Source organism: uncultured Treponema sp. (assembly GCF_945873775.1).
GTDB lineage: Bacteria > Spirochaetota > Spirochaetia > Treponematales > Treponemataceae > Treponema_D.
The window spans coordinates 305,063-326,096 of the sequence record NZ_CAMCEC010000001.1 but is presented as its reverse complement, the minus strand read 5'-3'; the positions used below and the strand labels follow the sequence as shown (position 1 = coordinate 326,096).

Sequence of the window (21,034 nt, the reverse complement as noted above, 5' to 3'; positions counted from 1 at the left end):
TACGCATGGTCTTTCTCTCCTTTTTATTTATTCTCAAAAGTAATTCTTACCGGCTTACTTGGAAAGTTTTCATTGTGTGCAATGACAACAGCAAACCCTGATCTGCTGTTTTTAAATGAAATCTGCTCTGACACTGTAAATGACGTTATTTCGTAGCCGTTGATTTTTAAAATAAAATTCCTGGTGCCGGTGTCATAGGCGACAGAGATGGTATTTTTAATTCCATATCCTTTGTTTATGAAGTTTGAGTTTTTCCAGCCGTCATTGATATGGCAGAAAACACCGTCAGAAACCTTGCCCACCGTATAATATCCGTTTGCATTTATGAGGACTGCAAGCATGAACGGCTTTCCTTCAATTTCCTGCTCGCAGAAGACAAGTCCGAATCCGGCTTCCGTCCGTCCGCTTTCCTTGATCACTTCAACAGCGACAGGATTAAAACTTTCACTTGCATTTACACTAGGTACAGTCCAAAGCGTCCAACCCTTTGCGCCCAGATACTTTGTGTCGTTTGTTTCAAATGTGAATGTTTTATTCTGCTCGTCTTTTTCAAACATAGAGCTTTCTTCCTGTAGATTTGTCTGCCCAGGATTTACAAGGTTTTCTCCTTCCTCAAAGGGCGCAATCTCGCAGGATGAAAACAGGACGAGCGAGGCAAAAACGATTAATAGATTTTCATGTTTCATTGTATTCTCCCATAAAAAGTCAAGGAGGAAATATCAATTTTCGATTTGACTTTTTAAGCACATTCGCAATGAAATGAGAATGTGCAGTTGATAAAAAAGTTTGCAACGCAAACTTTAGGTAAGATAAAGCCGCGCTATTTTAGCGGTTTTATATTACACCTCCTTACTAATATTTGATTATCTGGTTCAAAGAAACTGTATATTCTATGACCGTGCAGAAACTGTTTCCCGAGGACAGCGACGTCCGTTCCGGAAAAACCTTAAAATAAAAGTTTTTTGTTTCATAAGTGGTGTTCTGAATCTGGTAAGCCACCTGATGCCTCACGCTCTGGCTTTCAAGTCCTGAAAGCTGTATCCTGAGGTTTGTCTCCGCTCCTAGGGTTGTGTTCGTAAGGTTATGCTGTCCTACTATTATGTCTGCCTGACGCATTGGGGGAACTGTCACATAAAACCAGTCTTCGTCAATAATTTCCTTATTGTCTGTTACAAAGCCAACGCATGGCAGATTGCATATCCTGTCATATTCTAAGAATGCGGCTTTTTCCGGCACATCATTAGGCTCGCAGCTGTCTCTTATGGTTCCTGATGACCATCCGTATGCATGTTTTTTCCCCTCAAAGTATTTTGAGCCGCGTGTTTTATCAAGCCGGTAAATATACTTTTCGTTGTCACTAAAATCTGTGTCCGTATAACTTGTTGCAGTTCCTTCATAAATGAGCGACCAGTCTAAAGGAGATGTGTCAAATGACCTCATGAGGCAGAAACTGTCTGCCGCGTCATCCTTTTTCCAGGAAAGATATACCGTGTGTTCTGTCGTAAGGGAATCAGTTGCCGGAACATCATCAAACGGATCGGCTGTCGTCCTGAATAGAATTTCATCAAGCGCGCTGTTGTAGCATGAGGAAAAAGACAATGATGTAAAAATCAAAAACATAACTTTTATAATTCCTTTCATCCTCGCTCCTTAAAAATATTGAATGACGCTCCAAGGCACGGCTTTACAGAAACAAAACCGTCTCCCAGAAGGTGAAAGTCAAAAGCCATTTCTGCAAAAAGATGAGCCTTGTCATTGATTTCAAACTCATAACCTGCAATTGTTTCAAAGGAAAAGACATTCTGATATAGAAATTTTTCGTTTTCATACTTTGGCTTTATGCTCATAAGCTCGATGTTGTATGCAAGACCGAATCCGCCGTATAGAGAATGCCTTTCGTTAAAATGAACATGCAGCAAGACTGGCAGACTTATTGCCATGGTGTTGATTACAAGAGGGTAGGTGTTTTTCTTGTTTATTCCGATGTTCCATGAAAGGTTGAACCTCGCGGAAAAATCTATAAGCTTTCCGTTTGACACAATCACAGGCTGAGGGGGATAAAACTCAAGGCCTGCATTGACACCCGCAATTCCTAAAATCTTATCTCCCCAGTCACTATCAACAGGACTCCAGTAAAAAAGAGAAACCGGAATTCTTAATTCCATAGGACGTGTTTTTTTCTGCCTAAGTTCATCCTTATTGAGGCCTGTAATTTCCTCAATTCCAAAAAGGATATTCTGACACAGGACATTAATAAGCCTGTCGTAATGGTCTATGCTGTCTCCTGCAAAAAATTCTTTTATAATCTTCTTTCCGCTTGCATCATAAAGCTTTACCTCACAAAGCCAGCTTGATTCATTTTTCTTTAGATATCCGTATATCAGATAATCAGCGCTTTCCGATGTGCAGATTTTATGCGCGTCAATTATGGTGACGGGAATTCCGTATTTGCTTTCCGAAATGTGAGAGAAATTTATTAGGCCGCCGAACCAGCGCTTTTCAAGTTCATCATGGATTGCCTTTGATGGATTGTAAGGAGCTTCTGTTTTGTTTCCATCGCCGTCATAGACTGCAAGAGGAGCAATTTTTATTTCAGAAGCGGAGGCTATGACTAGTGAAAACAGCAGGGCTGTAAAACAAATGGCTCTTTTATTCATCAAATCCCCCCTTTTCAGCAAGGATTGATTTTTCTATTTCAAGCAGCTCGGCATCAGAAACCCCATTTTGCTTGAGCGTTCTTATATCCGCTAAGATTTCTGCATAAGAGGAACTGTCGGCGCGGTTCTTGTAGTAAAGACTTTTTGCTTTGTACAGGCGGCATTCCATATCATCCGTAAAGGCCTGCGTCAGCTTTCTGAACTCATCGTAAGAAGCTGAAAAAATTCCTTTTTTATATAAGGCGACGGCATTCTTCTTTGCTTCAATATTTGATTTGTCTTTTCCTGCCGTATCGACTGTTTTCTTCTTCTGTTCTTCAAGAATTGCATCATAAGTCCTTCCCATTCCTACAGTCTTCGAAAACTGTGCATCGGATTTTTGATTTAAGGCTTGAACGGACTCATTGACTTTTTGAAACTGTACGCCTGAGTTCTCTATGCTGACTGCAAGATTTTTTTCAAAACAATCAGTTTTTAATTCAACAGCTTTCACAGCTTTATCAAGGTCAGAAATTTCTTTGCTCAATTTTTGAATTCTGTTTATTAATAATATGTGAGAAACTGAAAGCAGTGATGAGGACATAACTATTAAAAATATTGCACCGATTTTTTTACTCATCATTTTTTCTTTCCCTGCTAATTATTTCCTGTAAATAACGCCAGTCTTTTCTCTCTTCAATTCGCAGTGCTTTTTCTATCATCTTAAGCGCGCCCGGCAGGTCGTTTTCATCTAAAAATTTTTCTGCCCGCTCCGCATAGTATGAGCCGCTTCCTGTCTTGAAATACAGAACTGTTCCCGGCTTTATGGCGGCTTGTGTTTCCACGGTTTCATATCCGTCCTTTTTCACGCAGATTGTGGCTTCCTTTTCTTTGTCGCACGGATACATAAGCCTTCCGTAAATATCAGTTTTTCCGATTTCTTTTCCGTCCATAAAAATTGAGGCGTTCATAAGCTCGGTGCTGCCATAGTCATAGACCATCACATACATGGAGTCTGTTTTCTTTTCCGGCGTGCTTGCGCATGAAAGCAGGCATAAGGAAAACAAGGCTGTTAAGATTTTTAAAAAGATTCTGCGCCGCTTCATTTTTTTACCTCGTAGTATTCTCCGCGGATTTTTGCCCTGTAGCCGCCGTCAGTCTGAACGCAAAAGTCTCCAGCTGCTTCTGTTTTTGCAAGTGCGAGCTTGTAAAGGCTTCCCATGATGTCGTCTTTTGCAATCACAAAGTCGCTGCCGTTGACTTTTGTCCGTCCTATGTATGTAAGCTTTTTTATCTTGGACAGGGCGGTCTGCTCATTTGCCTTTGCCGCGGCTTCCTTTTTTTTTGCAGGCACAGTTTTGCTTGCGGCAGTTTTTATAGTTGGCGGCTTATAAAAAATTCTGTCAATTTCAGACAGGTCGATTTTTTTGCCGGCGTATTCAGAAAGCGGAGCGTCGTTCTGCTTAAATTCTATTCCTGTGTCAAAGCAGACTGTTGTCTGTATTCTGCCTCGGTCTTCGCTGTTTCGCAGCGCAAAGCTTTTAATGTCTATAAGATTTTCTTCCCCTTCCTGAATTTCCCTGATGAAATTTAAAATATCCTTGCTGCTGGAAAGAACAAAAAATTCTATCTCTGCATTGCCGCTTTTTCCCCTAAGCTGTATGTATTGCACACTACAGGAATTTTTATGCATTATGCTGCGGATGTTTTTTATGTACTCAGAAACCGTTATGCCTTGCTTTTCTTCTGCCCGCGACCGCATTCTTAAAAGTTCCGTTTCATAAAATTCAATCTTCTTATCGAGCGAGGATTTTTCATCTGCCTCTTTCCAAGACCTTGAAAACTCTCCGTTATAGGAAACGGTTTCAGCTCCGTTTTTTACGGTGGTTCTGTTCATCTTTACAGAGGCGAACGCGCGGCTTTTTTCGAAGTTTGAAAGAATGCTTGTGGCGTCCTTTGTGGTGGCTTCAACTGCAAAAGAATTTCTTTGGATTGAAATATTTTCTATTGCCGCTGTTTTTTCTGCCATCGCGGAACAGATGCGCTCAATGCACGGATAGATTTTTTCATATTCAAGATGCTTCTTTTCGCTGTATGTCTTTTTCAGCTGTGCAAGTTTTTCTTCGTTTTCTTTACAGAGTCTTTCCTTTTCCAGCTTCTGTTTTTCTAGTTCTTTCTGGGCTTTTAAGGATTCTGTGTTTTTAAGGGCGGCATGCCGGGTTGCAAGAATCAAGACTGCCAGAATAAGAACGCCGGGCAGGATTGCAAGGCAAAGCTTTTTAATGTTTGGCTCACGTTTTATTTCTTCCTTTAATAGGTAAACATCATACTGACCCTTTATGTCCGCCTTTAATATAAGAAGCTTCTTTTCATTTATTTCAAAAGGGTAGAGGCCTGCAAGCGCGCTTTTCGCCTCGGAAGTTCTTTTTCGGCTTGTATGGGATTTTAAGTAAAGAGTGAACTTGGGGCAGTTTTGAGGCGTGGACTGCGATGTCATAGCGCGCCCCCTTTAAAGGATATTTTCTTTTCAGCGAGGATATATTTTTCTATTTTTCTCTGGTTTTCTTTTTCAGGAACAGCGGCGAACACAGCGCAGGCTCTTGCTTTTTCTGTCTCAAAGCCAATTTTCCAGAATGCGGTCTTTGTTCCGAGCAAGTCAAAGACAGGATGGTTTTCTCCAGCTCCTAGAATTTCAGCGAGTTCTTTTATTGTTGTATCTGGATTTAGGCTGTTCTTTATAAGTTGCGTTTTATTTTCCGTGTCTTTTATTCTGCAAAGCTCAAGGACTGCCTTTATAAAATCGCCGTTCATATTGAAAATATTCAGAGGCGGGAATGTGTTTATAAGAGGAAACGTGCCTTTTCCTTCAAAGTCTTTTTCGGTCTGCTCAATAATGGCCTTGTCAGAAAACTTCGGATTAATCCAGCCGTACTCTGCAAAGATGTCTTCGCCGTTTGTTTCAATGCAGCCGCTTATTGCTTTGCTTTTTAGAATTGCTTTTGATGTAAAATTTTTATTTATTCCTGTAGAGGCATCAGAAACTGATAGCTCAAAATCACAGGTGGAAGAAAGCAACTGCAGAATCTCATGCCCGTCAGAATCCGACGGCGAGTCTTTTAGCGGCTGGATTCTTTTTTCCATGTCAAAAATTACAGAGTCAATTTTCTTTCTCTCTTCTATAATTTTTCTGTAGGAGTCCGCTCGCTTTTCGTTTGCGGCTGTAGCTAGGCAAAATGGCAAAGCCAGAATGCAAAGAGAGAATATCGCTGCCATTGCAAGCGGAGTTGAAAAGCCGCTGTCATAGTTTTTCATAGGCAATCCTCTGTTTTATGAATTCCTGGCTTGCATAGTTTTTGCCGTTGAGCTTCCATTCAATTTTTATTCCTTCCATCCTGTTCCTTGCGTTATAGACAGAAGACACGGAAACGGCTTCTATTCCCTTTTCCGCGCAGAAAAGAAAAATCGTCCTTTTTATGGCTTCAAATTCCGTGCTAAAATTTTTCCAGTAGGGAACGTCAAAGCTTCTTATTTCTTTTCTCAAAAGCGCGTCTGCTTCAAGCGTTGGGACAGCTTTTTTTGAGGCGGCTTCTGTTTTGGCAATGGTGCTCCTTGCATTGACAAGGCTTGAGGCAAACACTGCCGAAGCCATGAGAAAAATTGCGATGGAAACTAAAAGCTCAGTCAATTTCATTTGCATCCTCAATAATTCTTTCCGCTGACGCCATTTGCCTTGAAGCCGTCTTTTGGACAATAGCAATGCCGGCTATTATGCCTGAGAGTGCAAGTAAAAATGCAGCCGCCGCAACAATTTCACGAAGCATTTTTTACTCCCAGCTTTTTATGTCTGCGTTTTTGCCTTCGCCGCCTTCCATTCCGTCTGCTCCAAAGCTTCTGATTCCGTAAGGCGAGCCGTCGGGCGCAGGGCAGGTGTATTCGTACTCATAGCCCCAGGGGTCTTTTGGAGCGTTCTTGTAAAGATACGGCCCTCCCCAGCTGTCGGAGCTTGGCGATGCTTCAGGCTTTTTTCTTAAGGCCGCAAGTCCCTGTTCTGCCGCCGGATAGTTTCCGCAGTCTATGTAGTAGGCTTCAAGGGCTGTAGCAAGGCTTTCTATCTGCGTTTTAGCTGCGGCAATGCGGGATTTTTCAAGGCTGCTTATTGCGGCAAAGCCTGCTGTTGCCGAAAGAACCAGTATTATTGCGATGACTATCAGAGTTTCCATGAAAGTCCAGCCGTCTTCATTTTTAATGCCTTCAAGAATTTTCTTTTTTAGTTTTTTCATAACGCTCCCAGAAGATTGAATACAGGAATTACAAACCGGGCGATAACTGCAATGATTACCGCTCCTGTTATCAGAATAAAAACAGGCTCTGCTGCCTGTGTAATGCCGGCTAGCAGGCTCTCGCTTTCGTTCTGGTAATAATTAAAAATCTGGCTGAATGCCTCTGCCGCTTCTCCGTTTTCTTCCGCGATTTTTACCCATGCCGTAAGATATTGCGGGAACACTTTTTCATCTTCAAAAGCTTTGCCGATGCCTTTGCCACAGGCTATGCTTTTGCATGCGGACTCAACAGCTTTTTGAATGCGGATGTTGCTAAGTACGTTTTTTGCATAGGCAAGGCTTTGGAGCAGAGGAAAATGCGTTTGTGTGAGAAGCTTCATTGCAAAAGAAAAATCATGCATCTGCATTGCCATCGCAAAATCCTTTATGAGCGGAAGTTTTAGAATAGCACTGTCGATTGCAAGGGCCGCTTTTGCGTTTAATCTGCGCGCCGCAAGGCAGGCTGCCAGAATTGCTGTTAAGCCAAATAAAATTATTGTGGACGCAAAAGAGCCGGTCTTGATTCTGTTTAATTGCGCTTCAATGTTTTCGGAGGAATTTGTAAAAGCCTCGAATATTCCTTCAAGTCTTGGCAGAACAAAAGCAGTCAAAATAAGCACAACGGCAGCCGCTGTCGCAAGAACAAGCGCAGGATAAAGAAGAGCCTGGATTATCTTACGCTTCATGTTTCTTTTTCCGTTCAAATATGCGGCAAGATGTCCGAATACCTGCGGGAGCGTGCCGCTTTCCTCTCCAATTGAAACAAGGTGCACATAAAGCGGCGGAAACAGCTTTTCTTCTGAAAGCGCGTCGGAAAGCTTTTTGCCCTCGTTTACTTTCCTCAGGATTTTATCCGTGAATTTCTTCTCGGCTTTTCCTGCAAGAATTTTCCTGCATACTGCAAGTGCGCTTTGCAACGGCAGGAAAGATGAAAGAAGAGAATGCATGGTCTGTGTAAAAAGAAGAATGTCCGCTTTCATAGAATTCCTTCCCGCATCATTTCTTCTTTTGTTGAGATTCCGCTTTTTACCTTGAGAGCCGCGTCTTCTTTTAACGTTTTAAATCCCTGTTTTACAAGGTATTTTTTTAGCTCAGTTTCTGCCTTGCTTTTTTCTATCATTGCACGGCTGTCCTCATCTAAAGAAAACACCTCGCTTGCGGCGGTTCTTCCCCTGTAGCCTGTGAAGCCGCATTCTTCGCATCCTTTGCCTTTGCACGGGACGCAGGTTTTTCTGACAAGCCTCTGGGCAATTACAGTTCTTAAAGTTCCTGCGATAAGGTACGGCTCTATTCCAAGGTTGCGCAGCCTTGATACTGCGGAAACACTGTCGTTTGTGTGCAGTGTTGAAAGAATAAGATGGCCTGTAAGTGCTGCCCGCACCGCAAGCTGCGCTGTCTCCCTGTCGCGGATTTCTCCCACCATGATTACGTCCGGGTCATGGCGCAATATTCGGCGGAGCACGCTTTCAAAGGTAAGGCCGATTTCCTCGTTCACCTGTATTTGCTCAATGCCGTCAATGATTTTTTCAACAGGATCTTCTATTGCCACAATCTTTAAATGCTCGCCATCCATTTCCTTAAGAAGCGCATGAAGGGTTGTGGTCTTTCCGCTTCCTGTAGGTCCTGTCGCAAGAATCATTCCGTGCGGACTTTTTAAAACTGGTTTTATCTTGCCAAGGTTTTCCTTGGAAAATCCAAGATCCTCAAGAGACAGGTCTTCATTCTCGCTGTTGAAAAGACGGAGGACTATGTTCTGCCCTGCAACTGATGGAACTATTGAAACACGGAAGTCAAGGTTTTTTCCGCCTGCCTGAACTCCCATTCTTCCGTCCTGGCAGAGCCTGTTTTCCATTACGTTAAGCCCGGACATGATTTTTATGCGGCTTGCAAGAGTGTCAAGAATGCCTTTGTCAAGTGCGCGCACTGTCTGGAGCACGCCGTCAATTCTTAGGCGGACGTTTACAGAGTCCTTTGTTCCCTGTATATGGATGTCGCTTGCGCCCCTTCTTATGGCTTCAAGGCATATTGCGTTTATTGTGTTTACAGCAGGGGCATCTCCGCTGATGTCCTCAAGACGGTACTCGCTGCCCGCTTCTTTTCTGCAGGAAAAACCTTCTGCCTTATTGTCCACAAAATTGCCAATAAACTCGGCGAAGTCTGAGTCTTTTACAGTTACATGGCTTACCTGCTTTGGCTCATGCACCTGGGCAAGGAGCTTTATTGTGTCCAGCCTGCTTTTTGCGACCGCCACGGTAACTTCATTTTCAGACTCGCGTATTTTTACGCAGCGCGAATTTTTTATGAACTGGCGGGTGTACTGGCATTCAACATTTTTGTACTGGGAAAATTCTATTATGCTAAAACCGGATGATATGGGCTTTGCTGTCTTTAAATTTTTCATGCTGCAGCCCCGCCGTATTTTTTCTTAAGCCGCTCAAGGTTTGCTTCTTCGCCTGGAGCTTGGACATCTGGCTTTTCAACAAAAGGAACAAGGTATATTGAAAATTCTGTCTCAACCATCGACACGACTTTCTTCTTAAAAAGCCAGCCTAAAAGAGGTATTTTTCCAAGCCACGGCACGCGTTTTTCAGATATTTCTTCTTCCTGCTGGAAAAGCCCGCCTATGGCTACAGGCTCGCCGCTTTTTGTCCTTACGTTGGTGCTTACTTTCTTTTCAGACGTTGATGGCGGCGGAGCAGTGTCTGTTCCGTTGCTATTGGCGGATGAGGATTCTGAGCTTCCCTGCTTTGAAACCTGCGCGTCAATTTTTACTGTTACTATTTCGTCTCCGCTTGCCCAGCCATTTATAGAAAGCGTAAGTCCGCTTGAGATTTCCCTTGTGGTGCTTGTGTACAGGTCGCCTTTTGTGTCTACGATTATGTCGCGGTAGCGCGTTGTGTTTGTGTTTGAAAAGCTCAGGGACTCTCCGCTTATGCCGTTCAGCGTTGTGTCCGCAAGCACATGGGATTTTCCCTCCGAAAGCTCCGCGTTCAGGCTTCCTGCGAACTGTACTCCGAACTTTGAGATTATGTCAAAGTTGATGTTGAAAATGCTCGAGACCGTTCCGCTCCAGGAATAGCCTGACTCACCGTCAGTGTTGCCGACGCTTAATGACGCGCCACGGTTCAGACCGCTTGTTTTCTGCCTTTGAACCACAAGCAGCTGGTATTTTATCTGCTGCTTTGGAATGTCGATTTCCTCAAGGCTTCTTGAAAAATCCTCAAACTGTTTTTCTGTTCCGCTAAAGAAAACCAGGGTCGGCTCGCTTGTTTCTGTTATTCTTTCCTTGCCTGCAAACGCTGGAAGCGATTTCATAAGCTCGTCGCTCTTTATGTACTTTAGCCTTACAGCCTTGCCCTGTTTTTTGCTATCGAGCATTGCTATGAATTCAGAAAGCCTTTTCTCGCTTTCCTGTGTTGTCTGGGTTGCAAATCCGTTGCCAGAAGGAAGCATTATTATATCAGACAAAAGCAGTTCTTTTGGAATAAGAGAAACAGCGTCCTTGGCGTTTGCATTTTCAAAGTAAAAGCTCCTGTATTTTCTGTCGTCAGGCGGAAAATCGATTTTTCGTATGAATTCTTCTATGGGATTTATTTCTGAGGGGCTTCCTGTAAGGATAAGCGAGTTGGAGTTTTTGTCCTGCTTTATGAATCCCTGCGCGTTCAGCTCGTTTGGAAGAATCGAGGCAAGGGTTTCTATGCTCATGCTCTTTACCCTGACTATTCTTGTCTCCTTGAATTTTTTTATGATGTCCTTCTTTTGAATTTCATAAATGCGGTATATTCCGTTCTCTGCAGAAAAATCGCAGTTGCACTGGCTAAGAATCAAGGAAAGAAGCTCGTCAAAGCTTTTGTCTGTGTACGCCATGTTTTCAAGCGTTATGTTCGGCTTTGAAAGAAGCGAATATTCCTTGCCGCCTTTTTTGAACAGAGTTCCTATTGCGTTTGCGAACGAGGCTTTCTGGATATTGCATGAGAATTTTCCGTTTGCCTCGGAAATTGTGAAAATGTCGATATTGCGTTTGCTTATTGCCCCTGAGCTTTTTGTTATGTAAAATCCTTCCGCGATTCTCTCAAGGCCGAATCCCGGAAGCTTTACAATCGCAAGGTTCAGCACGTCCTCAAGGCTTGCGTCATTCGTTCTTATTGTAACAGTCGTGTCCGGCAGGCTGTCAAAGACTATTGTCTTGTTCGCATACCGTGAAAGCGCATTGATGAAAGGCTCTATCTGGACATTCTCTGTGTTCACCGAGAGCCTTCCGCCGCCGCTTGTGCCAATTCGCACTTTTGTAATCGAGTATACGCCGCTGTCTTTTTCCACATAAAGCTGGCAGTGCCTTGCGAACCTGTCCAACGCGCTCTCAAAGTCCTTGTCTTCAAAGCGGAACGTTGCGTTTCCAGAAACTGTCTCGTCTATGATGACGGACTCTCCGCAGACATCCGCAACTGCGTAGATGATGTCGGAAATTTTCTGGTTTCTAAAGTCCATGTATATGGAGGAGCCTGTTTCCTGCGCGCAAAGAGGAATCTGGATAAGAAGAAGGAAAATGCGCCGGATCTGTTTTGCGGTAAGTCTTTTCATGCGGCTTCTCCGCGGACTAGCTCTGACAATAGGTATCCAGCCGCTACGAAAGGCGCAAATGGAATTTTGCTTGTTCCCTTGTTGAAAAGGCGCATCGCCATGAAAAAAATAATTCCGCCGAGGCTTGCAAAAATAAAGGAGCATAGTGTCTTGAAAAATCCTGAGCAGTAGCCAATTGCCGCGGCGAGTTTTATGTCTCCCATCCCCATGCCTTTTGTGGCTGCCGCGGCTGCAAGGAACACGGCAGAAAAGAAAACAGAGCAGGCAAGGCTAGCTGAAATTTTTGATGGAGCTGTGAAAATTTCTTTTAGAATCATCAGCGAGAAGAATCCAAATGTTATTGAATTTGGAATCCGCCGTTCACGCAAGTCGAAAAATGAGATGGTGGCTAGATATAAAAGGCAGGTTTGTCTTGTGTCCATTTGCAGCCGTTGCTCCTTTATATCTAAAAAATATAGAAAAAAAAAAAATAGTTTTGTCAAGTGCTTTTTAAATAATTTTTTGTTTTTTTGCAAAAGAAGTCTCGGTTTGCAATTCATGCAGCTTGCCCAAAATTAGGACAAACCGCATGAATTTATTGCTATGCGACTGTTACAGTTTCAGAAATTGCCTCTACAAGATACTTCCGCTCGTAGCCAGTTTTTCCGGCGTAGCGGGTGCGGACAACAATTTTGTATTTTCCGCTTTCAAGTTCCTGAGGAAGGGCAAACAAAAGCTTGGAAGGCAAGTTGTAAATCAAGGCTGTTTCAATTTTTGTCCATTTGCTTTCATCGCCAGAAACAATTCCGCTGTCTGCAACTGGCGCAAACCAAATTCCAGAATTTTCTCCGCCGATTTTTAAGCTTGAGCCTTCAACCAAGACAGAACTGCTTGCAGAAAGATTTCCGTCGCTTTTGCCAGTTGCTATATCCGTAACGCTTGTAATAACTCCGCTTGGAGCAACATATTCAGAGCTTGCTATTTCAACATTCTGAACAGCCTCTTTTAATGCCTGCGTTGCGGAAAACTTTACTGTTAGCTTGGGCTTTCCGTTTTCGTTGTCAACGCTGCCTTTTCCTGCAATGTAGAAAATTCCTAGCTCACCGAATTTTACAGCATTGCCCGCAGAAAGAACTTTAAGAACAGTATTTGCATAGGCATTCAAGATGCTTGCGACAGTTCCCAAGTCTACAAGCGGAATTGCCTCTGCCATGGCATCAAGAATGTTTTGGGTGCTGTATGTGTAGCGTTCCACACGTCCGTAAAAACTTTCAGCTCCGTCTTTCGCAAACTGATTTTTCTGTAACTTAACGGACACTCTTCCGTTAGCCGATTCCTGAAGTTTGATAAATGCATTGTTAGATTGCATGTTTAATTTCCTTTACCATGAACCGGACATTCTGCCGCGCGCATAACAAAATGCCAGAAATCATGGTATAATAAAAATGTACAAGGCAATTCGCAGAAACTCTGTATTTGCTTTGTTGATAAGGAAGATAGCACTTTCGCAGAAGAAAAAACGGATTCAAAAACATGAGATTTTTAATGCAATATTATCGTTAAAGGCTTATAATATATAGAAGAAATCAGTTCGCTTTTTTTAACGGATTTGAATCGGATGGTATTTTGGAGTTTATGACTTTTCAGCAATTTGCAAAAACGCTTCGTCCTTATTACGGAGAAAACCGCAGTCAAGATGAATTCGTTGTTTTATTATTTGACAACATTCTGGATATATACAACGAAAATGCAAAAGGCAATTCTCCAGCGCATATAAAATTCCGTTCATATAATCCACTAAAAAACTATGACAAGTTTCAGTCTGACACAATATCAAGATATTATAAAGGAAACAGAATTTCTCCCGACACATACAGCCAGATGCTGAAATATCTGAACACAGACAATTTTGTTTCTTTTATGGAAAAACCTTCTAATCCAACGCCGGAAATGGACGGCGACTTGGTAGAATCAATAAAGGAATTTTCTCCAGATGTTTCAGACGAAAACTATCCAGAAAAATATGCAGAATTGTTTGTAAATATGATTCAAAAAGGCGCAAAAGAGCCTAAAAAGCAGTCCGGCAGAAAAAAGAAAATTCATTATCCAAAAGACACAAGCGCAAGCTCGATGGAAATACTTGAAGATAAAATTACCGCCGCTGGTAATTTGATTTCTAAAAGAATAAAGGCGGAAAATTTGCCTGAACCTCCGAATATAACTTATTGCATAAAAGAAAAAATCAAAAACGACAATCATCTTATGCGGTGCATAGAAAATGACTTGATTTATTTTGATATAGTGAACAAGGCTTTTGTGTCTGCCGCAGAAAACGGAGGAAAGCCGCCTGCCTTTATATGCCAATGCATTCATAATCAATATTTACGGTTAAAAGAAAAGTATTTTACTGAAAAAGAAATCGTGGACAATATGCAAAATTATTTTGCTCCAATTGCATTGATTCAGCCAAATTCTCCAGAAGCAAGAATTATAGTTTCATATTTTATTCAGTTATGCGAGGTTTTTGATGCTCCTGCCAGATAAAATGATAAGATATAACGAATCCGTAATTTCAAAATTTGTTCCTGTTTTGCAGGCTATGACTTTAAATGAAAGAATTTTTCCAGAGCAGCTTTATAAAAATGTAAAAAGCCATTTTTCATCTCTTTCTGAATTTATACAGACTTTGGACGCTTTGTATGCGCTTGGAAAAATTGATATAGACAATGTTACAGGGGAAATAATATGCTTGTAGAAATCCAAAGCAGTGTTTTTAAAGGCAAATATATTCAGAACGGAAAAATACCATTTCGCAAAGGCCTGAATACAATTGTCGCAAACGAATCCACAAACAATTCCACAGGAAAATCCAGTTTTCTTCTTGCTATTGATTTTGCTTTCGGTGGAAACACCTATGTTACAGGCGGCGGAAAAATCATTGAAAATGTCGGGCATCATGTAGTCAACTTTACATTTGAGTTTAAAGAAGAAAAATTTTACTACAGCCGCTCTACGGAAGATTTGAATAATGTCAGCGTGTGTGATAAAAGCTATTCTGCTATTGATAAAATTTCCCTTAAGGAATTTCAAAAAAGGCTTGCAGAAAATTACGGTTTTGAAAATGAATCCCTTACATTCAGAGGAGCAGTAAGTCCGTATTTTAGAATATCCCACAAAAGCTCAAAGAACCTTGAGGAATTTTTAAAAGGAAATTCAATGGAAAATGCCCGCGATTGCGTTGTTAATTTTGAAAAATTGTTTGACCGATACGAAGAGATTTCTGCAGAAAAAAATAACGCCGATGATGCTGCAAAAGCAAAAGAAACTTTTAATGACGCAGTAAAAAGAAATTTTATACCGACTTCTATAAAAACGGATTCTGATTTAGCAGATGTATATGAAAATATAAACCAGCTGAAAGAAGAACTCTCTGAGTTGAGCAGGACGAACGATAAAGAAATCCTTGCTATAGATTCTAATAATGCGGAAAAACTTCAGGCTCTTGAGAAAAAATATAAAAGTATAAGCGTTAAGAAAACAAGGCTTGAAAACAAGATTGCTGTTGCCGAGCATTCTATTGAAGGGTTGTCTTCTCCTACAAGAGAAGAACTTTCTGTTCTCCAGTCCTTTTTCCCGGAGCTGAATGTAAAAAAAGTTTATGCGGTTGAAAAATTCCATGAGTCTCTTACAGAAGTTTTAAAGCTTCAAATAAATGATGAGATTCAGTATTTAAAAATGAATCTTAACCAGACCAATTTGGACTTTGAGGCAATAAAGTCTGAATATGAAAAAGTCCTTCCTGATGGAACACTTTCAAAGGCGGCGTTTGATGTCTATGGAAAGAAATATCTTGAGCTTCAGCGGCTTTACGACTGCATTGAAAACTATAAAAAAGGTAAGCTCATTGCGTTGAAAGATTCCGCGGCAAAAAAGGAATTGAACAAGAAAGAAATCAATGTTTTGGATGAAATTGCAAGCCAAGTGAATCTTAATATGGCGGCTTTGAATGGACATATACATAATGGCAAATGGAAAAATCCAACCCTTAAATTTTTTGAGCCAAAAACAAGCAATGCAAAAGGTGTAAGCCGGTATTCAATAATTTCTGGAACAGATAAGGGAGACGGAACAGAAAGCGCAAATATTGTGATGTTTGATTTGTCCATTTTGAAACAGACAAAGCTTCCTGCAATAGCGCACGACCTTTTTGTCCGCAACGAATTGGACGCAGAAAGAAAAGAAGACTGCATCAAGCTGTATGCAACGGAAAAAGAAAAACAAATCTTTACAGCGTTCCGTTCTATTTATAATTACAGTCCTGAAGTTCAGGCAATCATTGAAGACAGCCGTGTGTTAAAGTTGTCTACAAATGGCGGAGAGCTCTACGGAACCAGCAAGTGGGTAAAAAAATAAATTAAAAAAACATTTTTTATAGTAAAATAATCTATTTACCATGGGTAAATAATATATTTACCTGTGGTAAATAGACTATTTTACTAAGGTAAATAAGCTGTTTGCCAATGGAAAATAACGTATTTACTCAAGGAAAATTCTTTTATTTAGTCCAAATTTCTTTCAATAGTGTTTCATAAACAAAAAAACTGCCCTCTATTTCTAAAGGGCAGCCGTTTTATTTTAGCCTCGTTTTTCAAAGTTGCCTCTAAAAGCTTTTGTTTTCAGAGGCACTCCAAAATTACTTGTTGTTTGTAATGAGCAGTGTCTTTGAGTCCAGCTTAAGTGTTGTTTCAATATCTGTGTTCTTGCCCATTTTTAGAATGCTTAGCTGTGTTACAGAATTCTTTGATGAAAGGTGGATTACAGCAGAGAAGTATGGAAGCAGTGCCTTTGGTGCTGAATCTTCAAGTTTGTCGCCGGCTGAAGTTGAGCTGAACCAGATTTTTGTCTTTGTTGCTTTTGCGTAGCTTGCGACTGTCTGCAAGTCTGCTTCTTTTACTTTTGAAAAGTCAACGTCATCGATAACAACTCCTGCAACTGCTGTTCCGCCAGCCTTGAGAGCGTTCAATGTGTTAACAACTTTTTCCAGGCTGATGTTGTCCTGATTGAAATTCAAAATTGTTCTGTTGCGGAGAATCTGCTCCTTTACATCAGCGGCGTTTGCGATTGCCTTTTTCTTTGAAATTTCGTTGTAGATTCCATCATACCAAGAAATTACATTTTCGCTGTGCTGATTGAACGAAACGTGAACAAGCTGCTTTCCGTTAAGAAGTGTGTCCATTCCGAACTGAACAAGCACAGAAGTTTTTCCAAGTCCTTTTTTTGCTGTAACAAGTCCTAGCTCGCCAGCCTTGAGTCCTCCGTTTGCCGCTTCGTCAAAAATGCGGATCGGGCTTCTTTCATATAATTCCTGCTTTGCCATAATGCTGCCTCCTGAATTTTTAGCTTGATTTTTTTAACTTTTGCAGAAAGTTTTGCGCTTCAAAATATTTTGCTTTGCAAAAAGTTCTGTGTCCGTTTGAATAAGTATAGCACATAAATTTTATTTTACAATAAAAAAATCTCCAGCAAAAGAAAATTCTTTCACTGGAGATTCTGTGGTCAAACTAGGCTTTTAATAATTTTATTTTGCCTGTCCAGCCTTTTTCTTTTCTGCATAAGCCTTGATAAGCTCGTCGGCAACTGCATTTGGAACTTTGCTGTATTTTTCAAATTCCATTGTGAATTCTGCTTTTCCCTGTGTAGAAGAGCGGAGAATTGTTGAGAATCCGAACATTTCAGAAAGAGGAACTTCTGCGTTTACAGTTGAGTTTCCGTTTTCATCAGAAGAATCGATGATAACACCGCGTCTCTGGTTGATAAGTCCGAACATATTTCCCTGGAATTCTGTAGGTCCTGCAATCTGAACTTTCATGATTGGCTCAAGGATTGCTGGTTTTGCCTTTGCATAGCCTTCGCGGAATGCGCCGATAGCAGCAGTCTGGAATGCGATGTCTGAAGAGTCAACTGGGTGGTACTGACCATCGTTGATTGTGCATCTTACGCCAACAACTGGTGCTCCAATAAGAGAGCCTTTTTCCATTGCTTTCTTGAAACCTTTGTCGCAAGAAGGAATGTATTCGTTTGGAATTGCTCCACCTTTGATTGAGTCAACAAACTCGTAGTCTTTTTCTGTAATTGGCTCCATGAATCCTGCAACACGTCCGTACTGTCCTGAACCACCAGTCTGCTTTTTGTGAGTGTAGTTGAAGTCAGCGCGCTGTGTAATAGACTCGCGGTATGCAACTTCCGGCTGAGAAACTGTAACTTCGCATTTGTATTCACGTTTCATGCGCTCAACGTAAACTGCAAGGTGAAGCTCGCCCATTCCCTTGATGATTGTCTGATTTGATTCAGGGTCAACGTAAGTCTGGAATGTCGGGTCTTCTTTTGTAAAGCGGTTGAGAGCCTTTGACATATTTGCTGCGTCCTGCTTGTTTACAGGAGTGATTGCTTCTGAAATAACAGGCTCTGGAACGAACATAGAAGTCATCGCAATGTTGAGTCCGCCGCCGCAGAATGTGTCTCCAGATGCGCAGTCAACACCGAACAATGCGATGATGTCGCCTGGCTGACCTTCGTTGATGTCTTCCATTGCAGCTGCGTTCATGCGGACAATGCGTCCAACCTTGAACTTTTTCTTTGCGCGTGTATTGTAAAGCTCATCGCCTTTTGTGATTTTTCCCTGATAAATGCGGACATAAGTAAGCTGACCGTACTGACCGTCATCAAGCTTGAATGCGAGTGCAACACAAGGCTTGTTTTCAACATTGAAAAGCTCAATCTGCTCTTCATTCTTGTCAAGGTCAAGTCCGTAGTTGTGAACTTCAGTCGGGTTAGGAAGATAGCGTACAACGCCGTCAAGAACTGGCTGAATTCCTTTGTTCATGTGCGCAGAACCGCAGAATACTGCTACGAAGTTTTCTTCAAGAGTTCCCTTGCGGATTGCAGCGATAATCTTTTCTTCTGGAATGTCTTCTTTTTCTTCCATAAGATCTTCCATGAGCGAGTCGTCAAACATTGCGGCTGCTTCAAGAAGTTCTGCTCTCTTTTCTTTTGCCTGTTCTACAAGTTCAGCAGGAATTTCTGCAACGCGGATTTCTTCACCGTCGTGTCCTTCAAAATAGTAAGCCTTCATTGCGATAAGGTCTACAACACCCTGAAGTTTGTCTTCAAGACCGATTGGAAGCTCTACCATATATGCATTGAGTCCGAGCTTGTCGCGGAGCTGTGCGCATACACGAAGCGGATTTGCACCCTGACGGTCGCATTTGTTTACGAAAGCTATGCGTGGAACATGGTAGCGTTTGAGCTGGCGGTCAACTGTGATTGACTGAGACTGAACACCTGCAACAGCGCAAAGAACAAGGATTGCTCCGTCAAGAACACGGAGTGAGCGTTCAACTTCAACTGTGAAGTCAACGTGGCCTGGAGTGTCGATAAGGTTGATTGTTGTTCCTTTCCAGTTTACCTGAGTCGCTGCTGACTGGATTGTGATTCCACGCTCGCGCTCCAAATCCATAGAATCCATTACAGCGCCTACACCGTCTTTGCCATGAACTTCATGGATCTGGTGAATCTTGTTGCAGTAGAACAAGATACGTTCTGATGTTGTTGTTTTACCAGAGTCAATGTGCGCACTGATACCGATATTACGTACTTTTGTAATATCAAAACCCATAGTGTATACCTCTCAAAAAAAAATTCGTGAGTCGGCAGAATACGAAAAGCAAAGATTTCCGCATAATGCAATTAATTCAAGCAATTTTATTAAAAAATAGCGGTAAATTCAATAGGTCTTGGGCTGTTTTGAAGAAAGTTTAAAAATTTAATAGGAATGCAGTTTTTATGTTCCATTTGATTTTTCTGTTTCCGCTTTTAAAAACCGTAGTTGCTGAAGGACTGCATTTGAACTCTCCTTCATTTTCAGAAATTGAAAATCCGATTCCGGCTTGATGCAGCATTATTTTTTTAGGATAAATTGTGCTTGTGAATGAAAATGTGTTTTTCCCCGAGTCTTCTTTTTTGTAGGAAAAACTTGCGTTTGCCGAGGAGCTTTTGAAATTTCTTGAGGCTTTTATTTGCGCGGAATATTCTTTTTCATTTTTTTCCGTGGAATAAATAAAAGATGCGTTTGATGAAATTTTGCTTTTTCCGCTTGAAATGTTTAGTGCTGTTTTTGCGCAGTATTCGTTGAAGTCAGAAGGAAGCCTTTCGATTGTCTGCCTTTCCGCGGAGTAAAAAAGAATTCCTGCGCTTGCTGAAGTTTTTCCAATCCAAAATGTGTACTGCGGATTTATGCCTGCTTGCGTTTTTATTCTGTTTTCAGATTTGTCAGCGGTTATTAAGGATTCGTCTGCAATATAATAGAAAGAATGCAGCAAAAAGTCGCCTAAAAGAATGAAATTTTGAAGCCTTGCCCAAAGAAAATTTCCGCCGAACGGACTTTCGTATATTCCTGCCGCTCCTGAAATTCTAAAATGCGGAAAAACAAAATTCAGTTCAGTTTCCGCCGCGCCTCGTTTTTCCTTGGAAAAATATTTTTGCTTTTGAAACCAAGCCGAAGTGTTTTCTCTTCCGTATTCAAAAAGTCCGCCTGAAAATGAAATGCTTGCGTTTGGAATGAACGGCGCTGAAAATCTTTTGAAGGCAGACGCGTAAAATTCTTTTGTTTCAAGAATGGAAAACTGAAATGTCGGCAAAATAGAATTTTTGTTTCCAGGAGAAATTGAAATTGCCGTAGCCAACGGAGTTTTTGCAGAAGTCCAAGAAGGCAGGGCAGGGGAAATTCCCGGTGTTAAAAGCGATGGCTTTTTTAGCGCGCCCGGAACATAAAAACTTGGATGCTTTAGCCTTGAAATTCCTTGTGAAAAACGCAAGGTTCCTGCAAGAAATTCTGTGGCCGCAAATTTTGTTGCCGCTGAATATTTTATTCCGTAGCGGTATTTTTGCATTGCCTCAAATTCAGAAAATGAAGAGCTTGCAATATCGTGAAAAGTTTCTGTTCCGATTCCTGCAATCCAAATGGAGGTTAGTCCGCGGAATTTTAATTTTGCGCCGGAATCGTATTTGAGCGAGAAATTTTCTTTTCCTTCTTTTACAGGAAATTTAAAATTGTTCCCGGAATAAAATTCAATTTGCGCATGGCAGATGCTCGCCGACAAAATAATTGTTATAAAAGTAATTTTGTTTTTCATCACATATTTATTTCTGAAAAAAATAATTTTCTGCATGATTTTTATGAAAATTAACTGTCATTCCCATGCTTGACATGGGAATCAGCTATAAAATTTCAATAGATTACCGGGTCAAGCCCGATAATGACATAAAAGATAATTACGGGGCATCCCCATGACGATAAACATGGAATTTTTATAGAAAATTATGACATTTTTTGCGTTTTTGTACTTTTTGGCTTGAATAACTTTGAAAAATCTTGTATACTTTACGCTATATTTTATATCATCAGCATGTCAGATTGCAGCCGCTTCTTAGGCTTTGCCAGGTAAAAAGGAAAATCAAGTA

The 21,034-nt window shown here is 41.3% G+C and carries 21 protein-coding genes; 3 read left to right on the top strand and 18 right to left on the bottom strand.

Translation table 11 applies throughout. The features are described 5' to 3' along the window. Window positions 1–23 precede the first annotated feature (23 nt). The 15 genes from Q0N70_RS01490 to Q0N70_RS01420 all read right to left on the bottom strand — a co-directional run bounded on the left by Q0N70_RS01490 (window position 24) and on the right by Q0N70_RS01420 (window position 12,884). On the bottom strand, window positions 24–686 hold the full coding sequence (locus Q0N70_RS01490) for a hypothetical protein (protein ID WP_294012742.1): 663 nt from the start codon (window positions 684–686) through the stop codon (window positions 24–26). A gap of 166 nt (window positions 687–852) precedes the next feature. Beyond that, window positions 853–1,641 carry a hypothetical protein gene (locus Q0N70_RS01485; RefSeq protein WP_294012739.1) on the bottom strand — a complete coding sequence of 263 codons (789 nt, stop codon included), beginning with the start codon at window positions 1,639–1,641 and terminating at the stop codon, window positions 853–855. Next, window positions 1,638–2,657 (bottom strand): hypothetical protein, encoded by a 1,020-nt coding sequence (locus Q0N70_RS01480; protein WP_294012736.1) that lies wholly within the window; start codon window positions 2,655–2,657, stop codon window positions 1,638–1,640. The genes Q0N70_RS01485 and Q0N70_RS01480 overlap by 4 nt, the downstream gene beginning before the upstream one ends. After that, on the bottom strand, window positions 2,650–3,183 hold the full coding sequence (locus Q0N70_RS01475; protein ID WP_294012733.1) for a hypothetical protein: 534 nt from the start codon (window positions 3,181–3,183) through the stop codon (window positions 2,650–2,652). The genes Q0N70_RS01480 and Q0N70_RS01475 overlap by 8 nt, the downstream gene beginning before the upstream one ends. Before the next feature lie 85 nt (window positions 3,184–3,268). Then, window positions 3,269–3,742, bottom strand: a complete 474-nt coding sequence (locus Q0N70_RS01470; protein WP_294012730.1) for a hypothetical protein — start codon at window positions 3,740–3,742, stop codon at window positions 3,269–3,271. After that, window positions 3,739–5,133, bottom strand: a complete 1,395-nt coding sequence (locus tag Q0N70_RS01465; RefSeq protein ID WP_294012727.1) for a hypothetical protein — start codon at window positions 5,131–5,133, stop codon at window positions 3,739–3,741. The genes Q0N70_RS01470 and Q0N70_RS01465 overlap by 4 nt, the downstream gene beginning before the upstream one ends. Next, complete coding sequence (locus Q0N70_RS01460) at window positions 5,130–5,948, bottom strand: hypothetical protein (RefSeq protein WP_294012724.1); 819 nt, start codon at window positions 5,946–5,948, stop codon at window positions 5,130–5,132. Before Q0N70_RS01460 ends, Q0N70_RS01465 begins: the two co-directional genes overlap by 4 nt. Beyond that, on the bottom strand, window positions 5,935–6,327 hold the full coding sequence (locus Q0N70_RS01455) for a hypothetical protein (RefSeq protein ID WP_294012721.1): 393 nt from the start codon (window positions 6,325–6,327) through the stop codon (window positions 5,935–5,937). The genes Q0N70_RS01460 and Q0N70_RS01455 overlap by 14 nt, the downstream gene beginning before the upstream one ends. Then, window positions 6,314–6,457: a hypothetical protein gene (locus Q0N70_RS01450; protein ID WP_276751759.1), complete on the bottom strand. Its 144-nt coding sequence runs from the start codon at window positions 6,455–6,457 to the stop codon at window positions 6,314–6,316. The genes Q0N70_RS01455 and Q0N70_RS01450 overlap by 14 nt, the downstream gene beginning before the upstream one ends. A gap of 3 nt (window positions 6,458–6,460) precedes the next feature. Then, complete coding sequence (gene gspG, locus Q0N70_RS01445) at window positions 6,461–6,916, bottom strand: type II secretion system major pseudopilin GspG (RefSeq protein ID WP_294012713.1); 456 nt, start codon at window positions 6,914–6,916, stop codon at window positions 6,461–6,463. Next, the gene (locus tag Q0N70_RS01440) at window positions 6,913–7,935 is read right to left on the bottom strand and encodes a type II secretion system F family protein (RefSeq protein WP_294012711.1); all 1,023 of its coding nucleotides are present in this window, start codon (window positions 7,933–7,935) and stop codon (window positions 6,913–6,915) included. The genes gspG and Q0N70_RS01440 overlap by 4 nt, the downstream gene beginning before the upstream one ends. Next, on the bottom strand, window positions 7,932–9,356 hold the full coding sequence (locus tag Q0N70_RS01435) for a GspE/PulE family protein (RefSeq protein ID WP_294012708.1): 1,425 nt from the start codon (window positions 9,354–9,356) through the stop codon (window positions 7,932–7,934). Before Q0N70_RS01435 ends, Q0N70_RS01440 begins: the two co-directional genes overlap by 4 nt. Continuing rightward, window positions 9,353–11,536 carry a secretin N-terminal domain-containing protein gene (locus Q0N70_RS01430; RefSeq protein WP_294012705.1) on the bottom strand — a complete coding sequence of 728 codons (2,184 nt, stop codon included), beginning with the start codon at window positions 11,534–11,536 and terminating at the stop codon, window positions 9,353–9,355. Before Q0N70_RS01430 ends, Q0N70_RS01435 begins: the two co-directional genes overlap by 4 nt. Further along, window positions 11,533–11,958, bottom strand: a complete 426-nt coding sequence (locus Q0N70_RS01425; RefSeq protein WP_294012702.1) for an A24 family peptidase — start codon at window positions 11,956–11,958, stop codon at window positions 11,533–11,535. The genes Q0N70_RS01430 and Q0N70_RS01425 overlap by 4 nt, the downstream gene beginning before the upstream one ends. Before the next feature lie 158 nt (window positions 11,959–12,116). After that, the gene (locus Q0N70_RS01420; RefSeq protein WP_294012699.1) at window positions 12,117–12,884 is read right to left on the bottom strand and encodes a DUF4469 domain-containing protein; all 768 of its coding nucleotides are present in this window, start codon (window positions 12,882–12,884) and stop codon (window positions 12,117–12,119) included. Between the two features lie 266 nt (window positions 12,885–13,150). Between Q0N70_RS01420 and Q0N70_RS01415 the strand changes: the two genes are divergently transcribed. Genes Q0N70_RS01415 through Q0N70_RS01405 form a run of 3 tightly spaced genes read left to right on the top strand, consistent with a single transcriptional unit; the run spans window position 13,151 to window position 15,928 of the window. Further along, window positions 13,151–14,059 carry an ABC-three component system protein gene (locus Q0N70_RS01415; protein ID WP_294012696.1) on the top strand — a complete coding sequence of 303 codons (909 nt, stop codon included), beginning with the start codon at window positions 13,151–13,153 and terminating at the stop codon, window positions 14,057–14,059. Window position 14,060: 1 nt separating this feature from the next. Then, window positions 14,061–14,270 (top strand): ABC-three component system middle component 7, encoded by a 210-nt coding sequence (locus Q0N70_RS01410; protein ID WP_294012692.1) that lies wholly within the window; start codon window positions 14,061–14,063, stop codon window positions 14,268–14,270. Continuing rightward, entirely contained in the window at window positions 14,261–15,928 is a 1,668-nt protein-coding gene (locus Q0N70_RS01405; protein ID WP_294012689.1) for a DUF2326 domain-containing protein, read from the top strand. The genes Q0N70_RS01410 and Q0N70_RS01405 overlap by 10 nt, the downstream gene beginning before the upstream one ends. A 280-nt stretch (window positions 15,929–16,208) precedes the next feature. On the opposite strand, the gene Q0N70_RS01400 is transcribed toward Q0N70_RS01405, so the two are convergent. The 3 genes from Q0N70_RS01400 to Q0N70_RS01390 form a co-directional block, all read right to left on the bottom strand. Next, entirely contained in the window at window positions 16,209–16,892 is a 684-nt protein-coding gene (locus Q0N70_RS01400) for an ATPase domain-containing protein (RefSeq protein WP_013702056.1), read from the bottom strand. A gap of 201 nt (window positions 16,893–17,093) precedes the next feature. Next, the gene (fusA, locus tag Q0N70_RS01395) at window positions 17,094–19,190 is read right to left on the bottom strand and encodes an elongation factor G (protein ID WP_288757353.1); all 2,097 of its coding nucleotides are present in this window, start codon (window positions 19,188–19,190) and stop codon (window positions 17,094–17,096) included. 139 nt (window positions 19,191–19,329) lie between these two features. Continuing rightward, window positions 19,330–20,706, bottom strand: coding sequence for a hypothetical protein (locus Q0N70_RS01390; protein ID WP_294012679.1), 1,377 nt, complete (start codon window positions 20,704–20,706; stop codon window positions 19,330–19,332). Window positions 20,707–21,034: the final 328 nt, after the last annotated feature.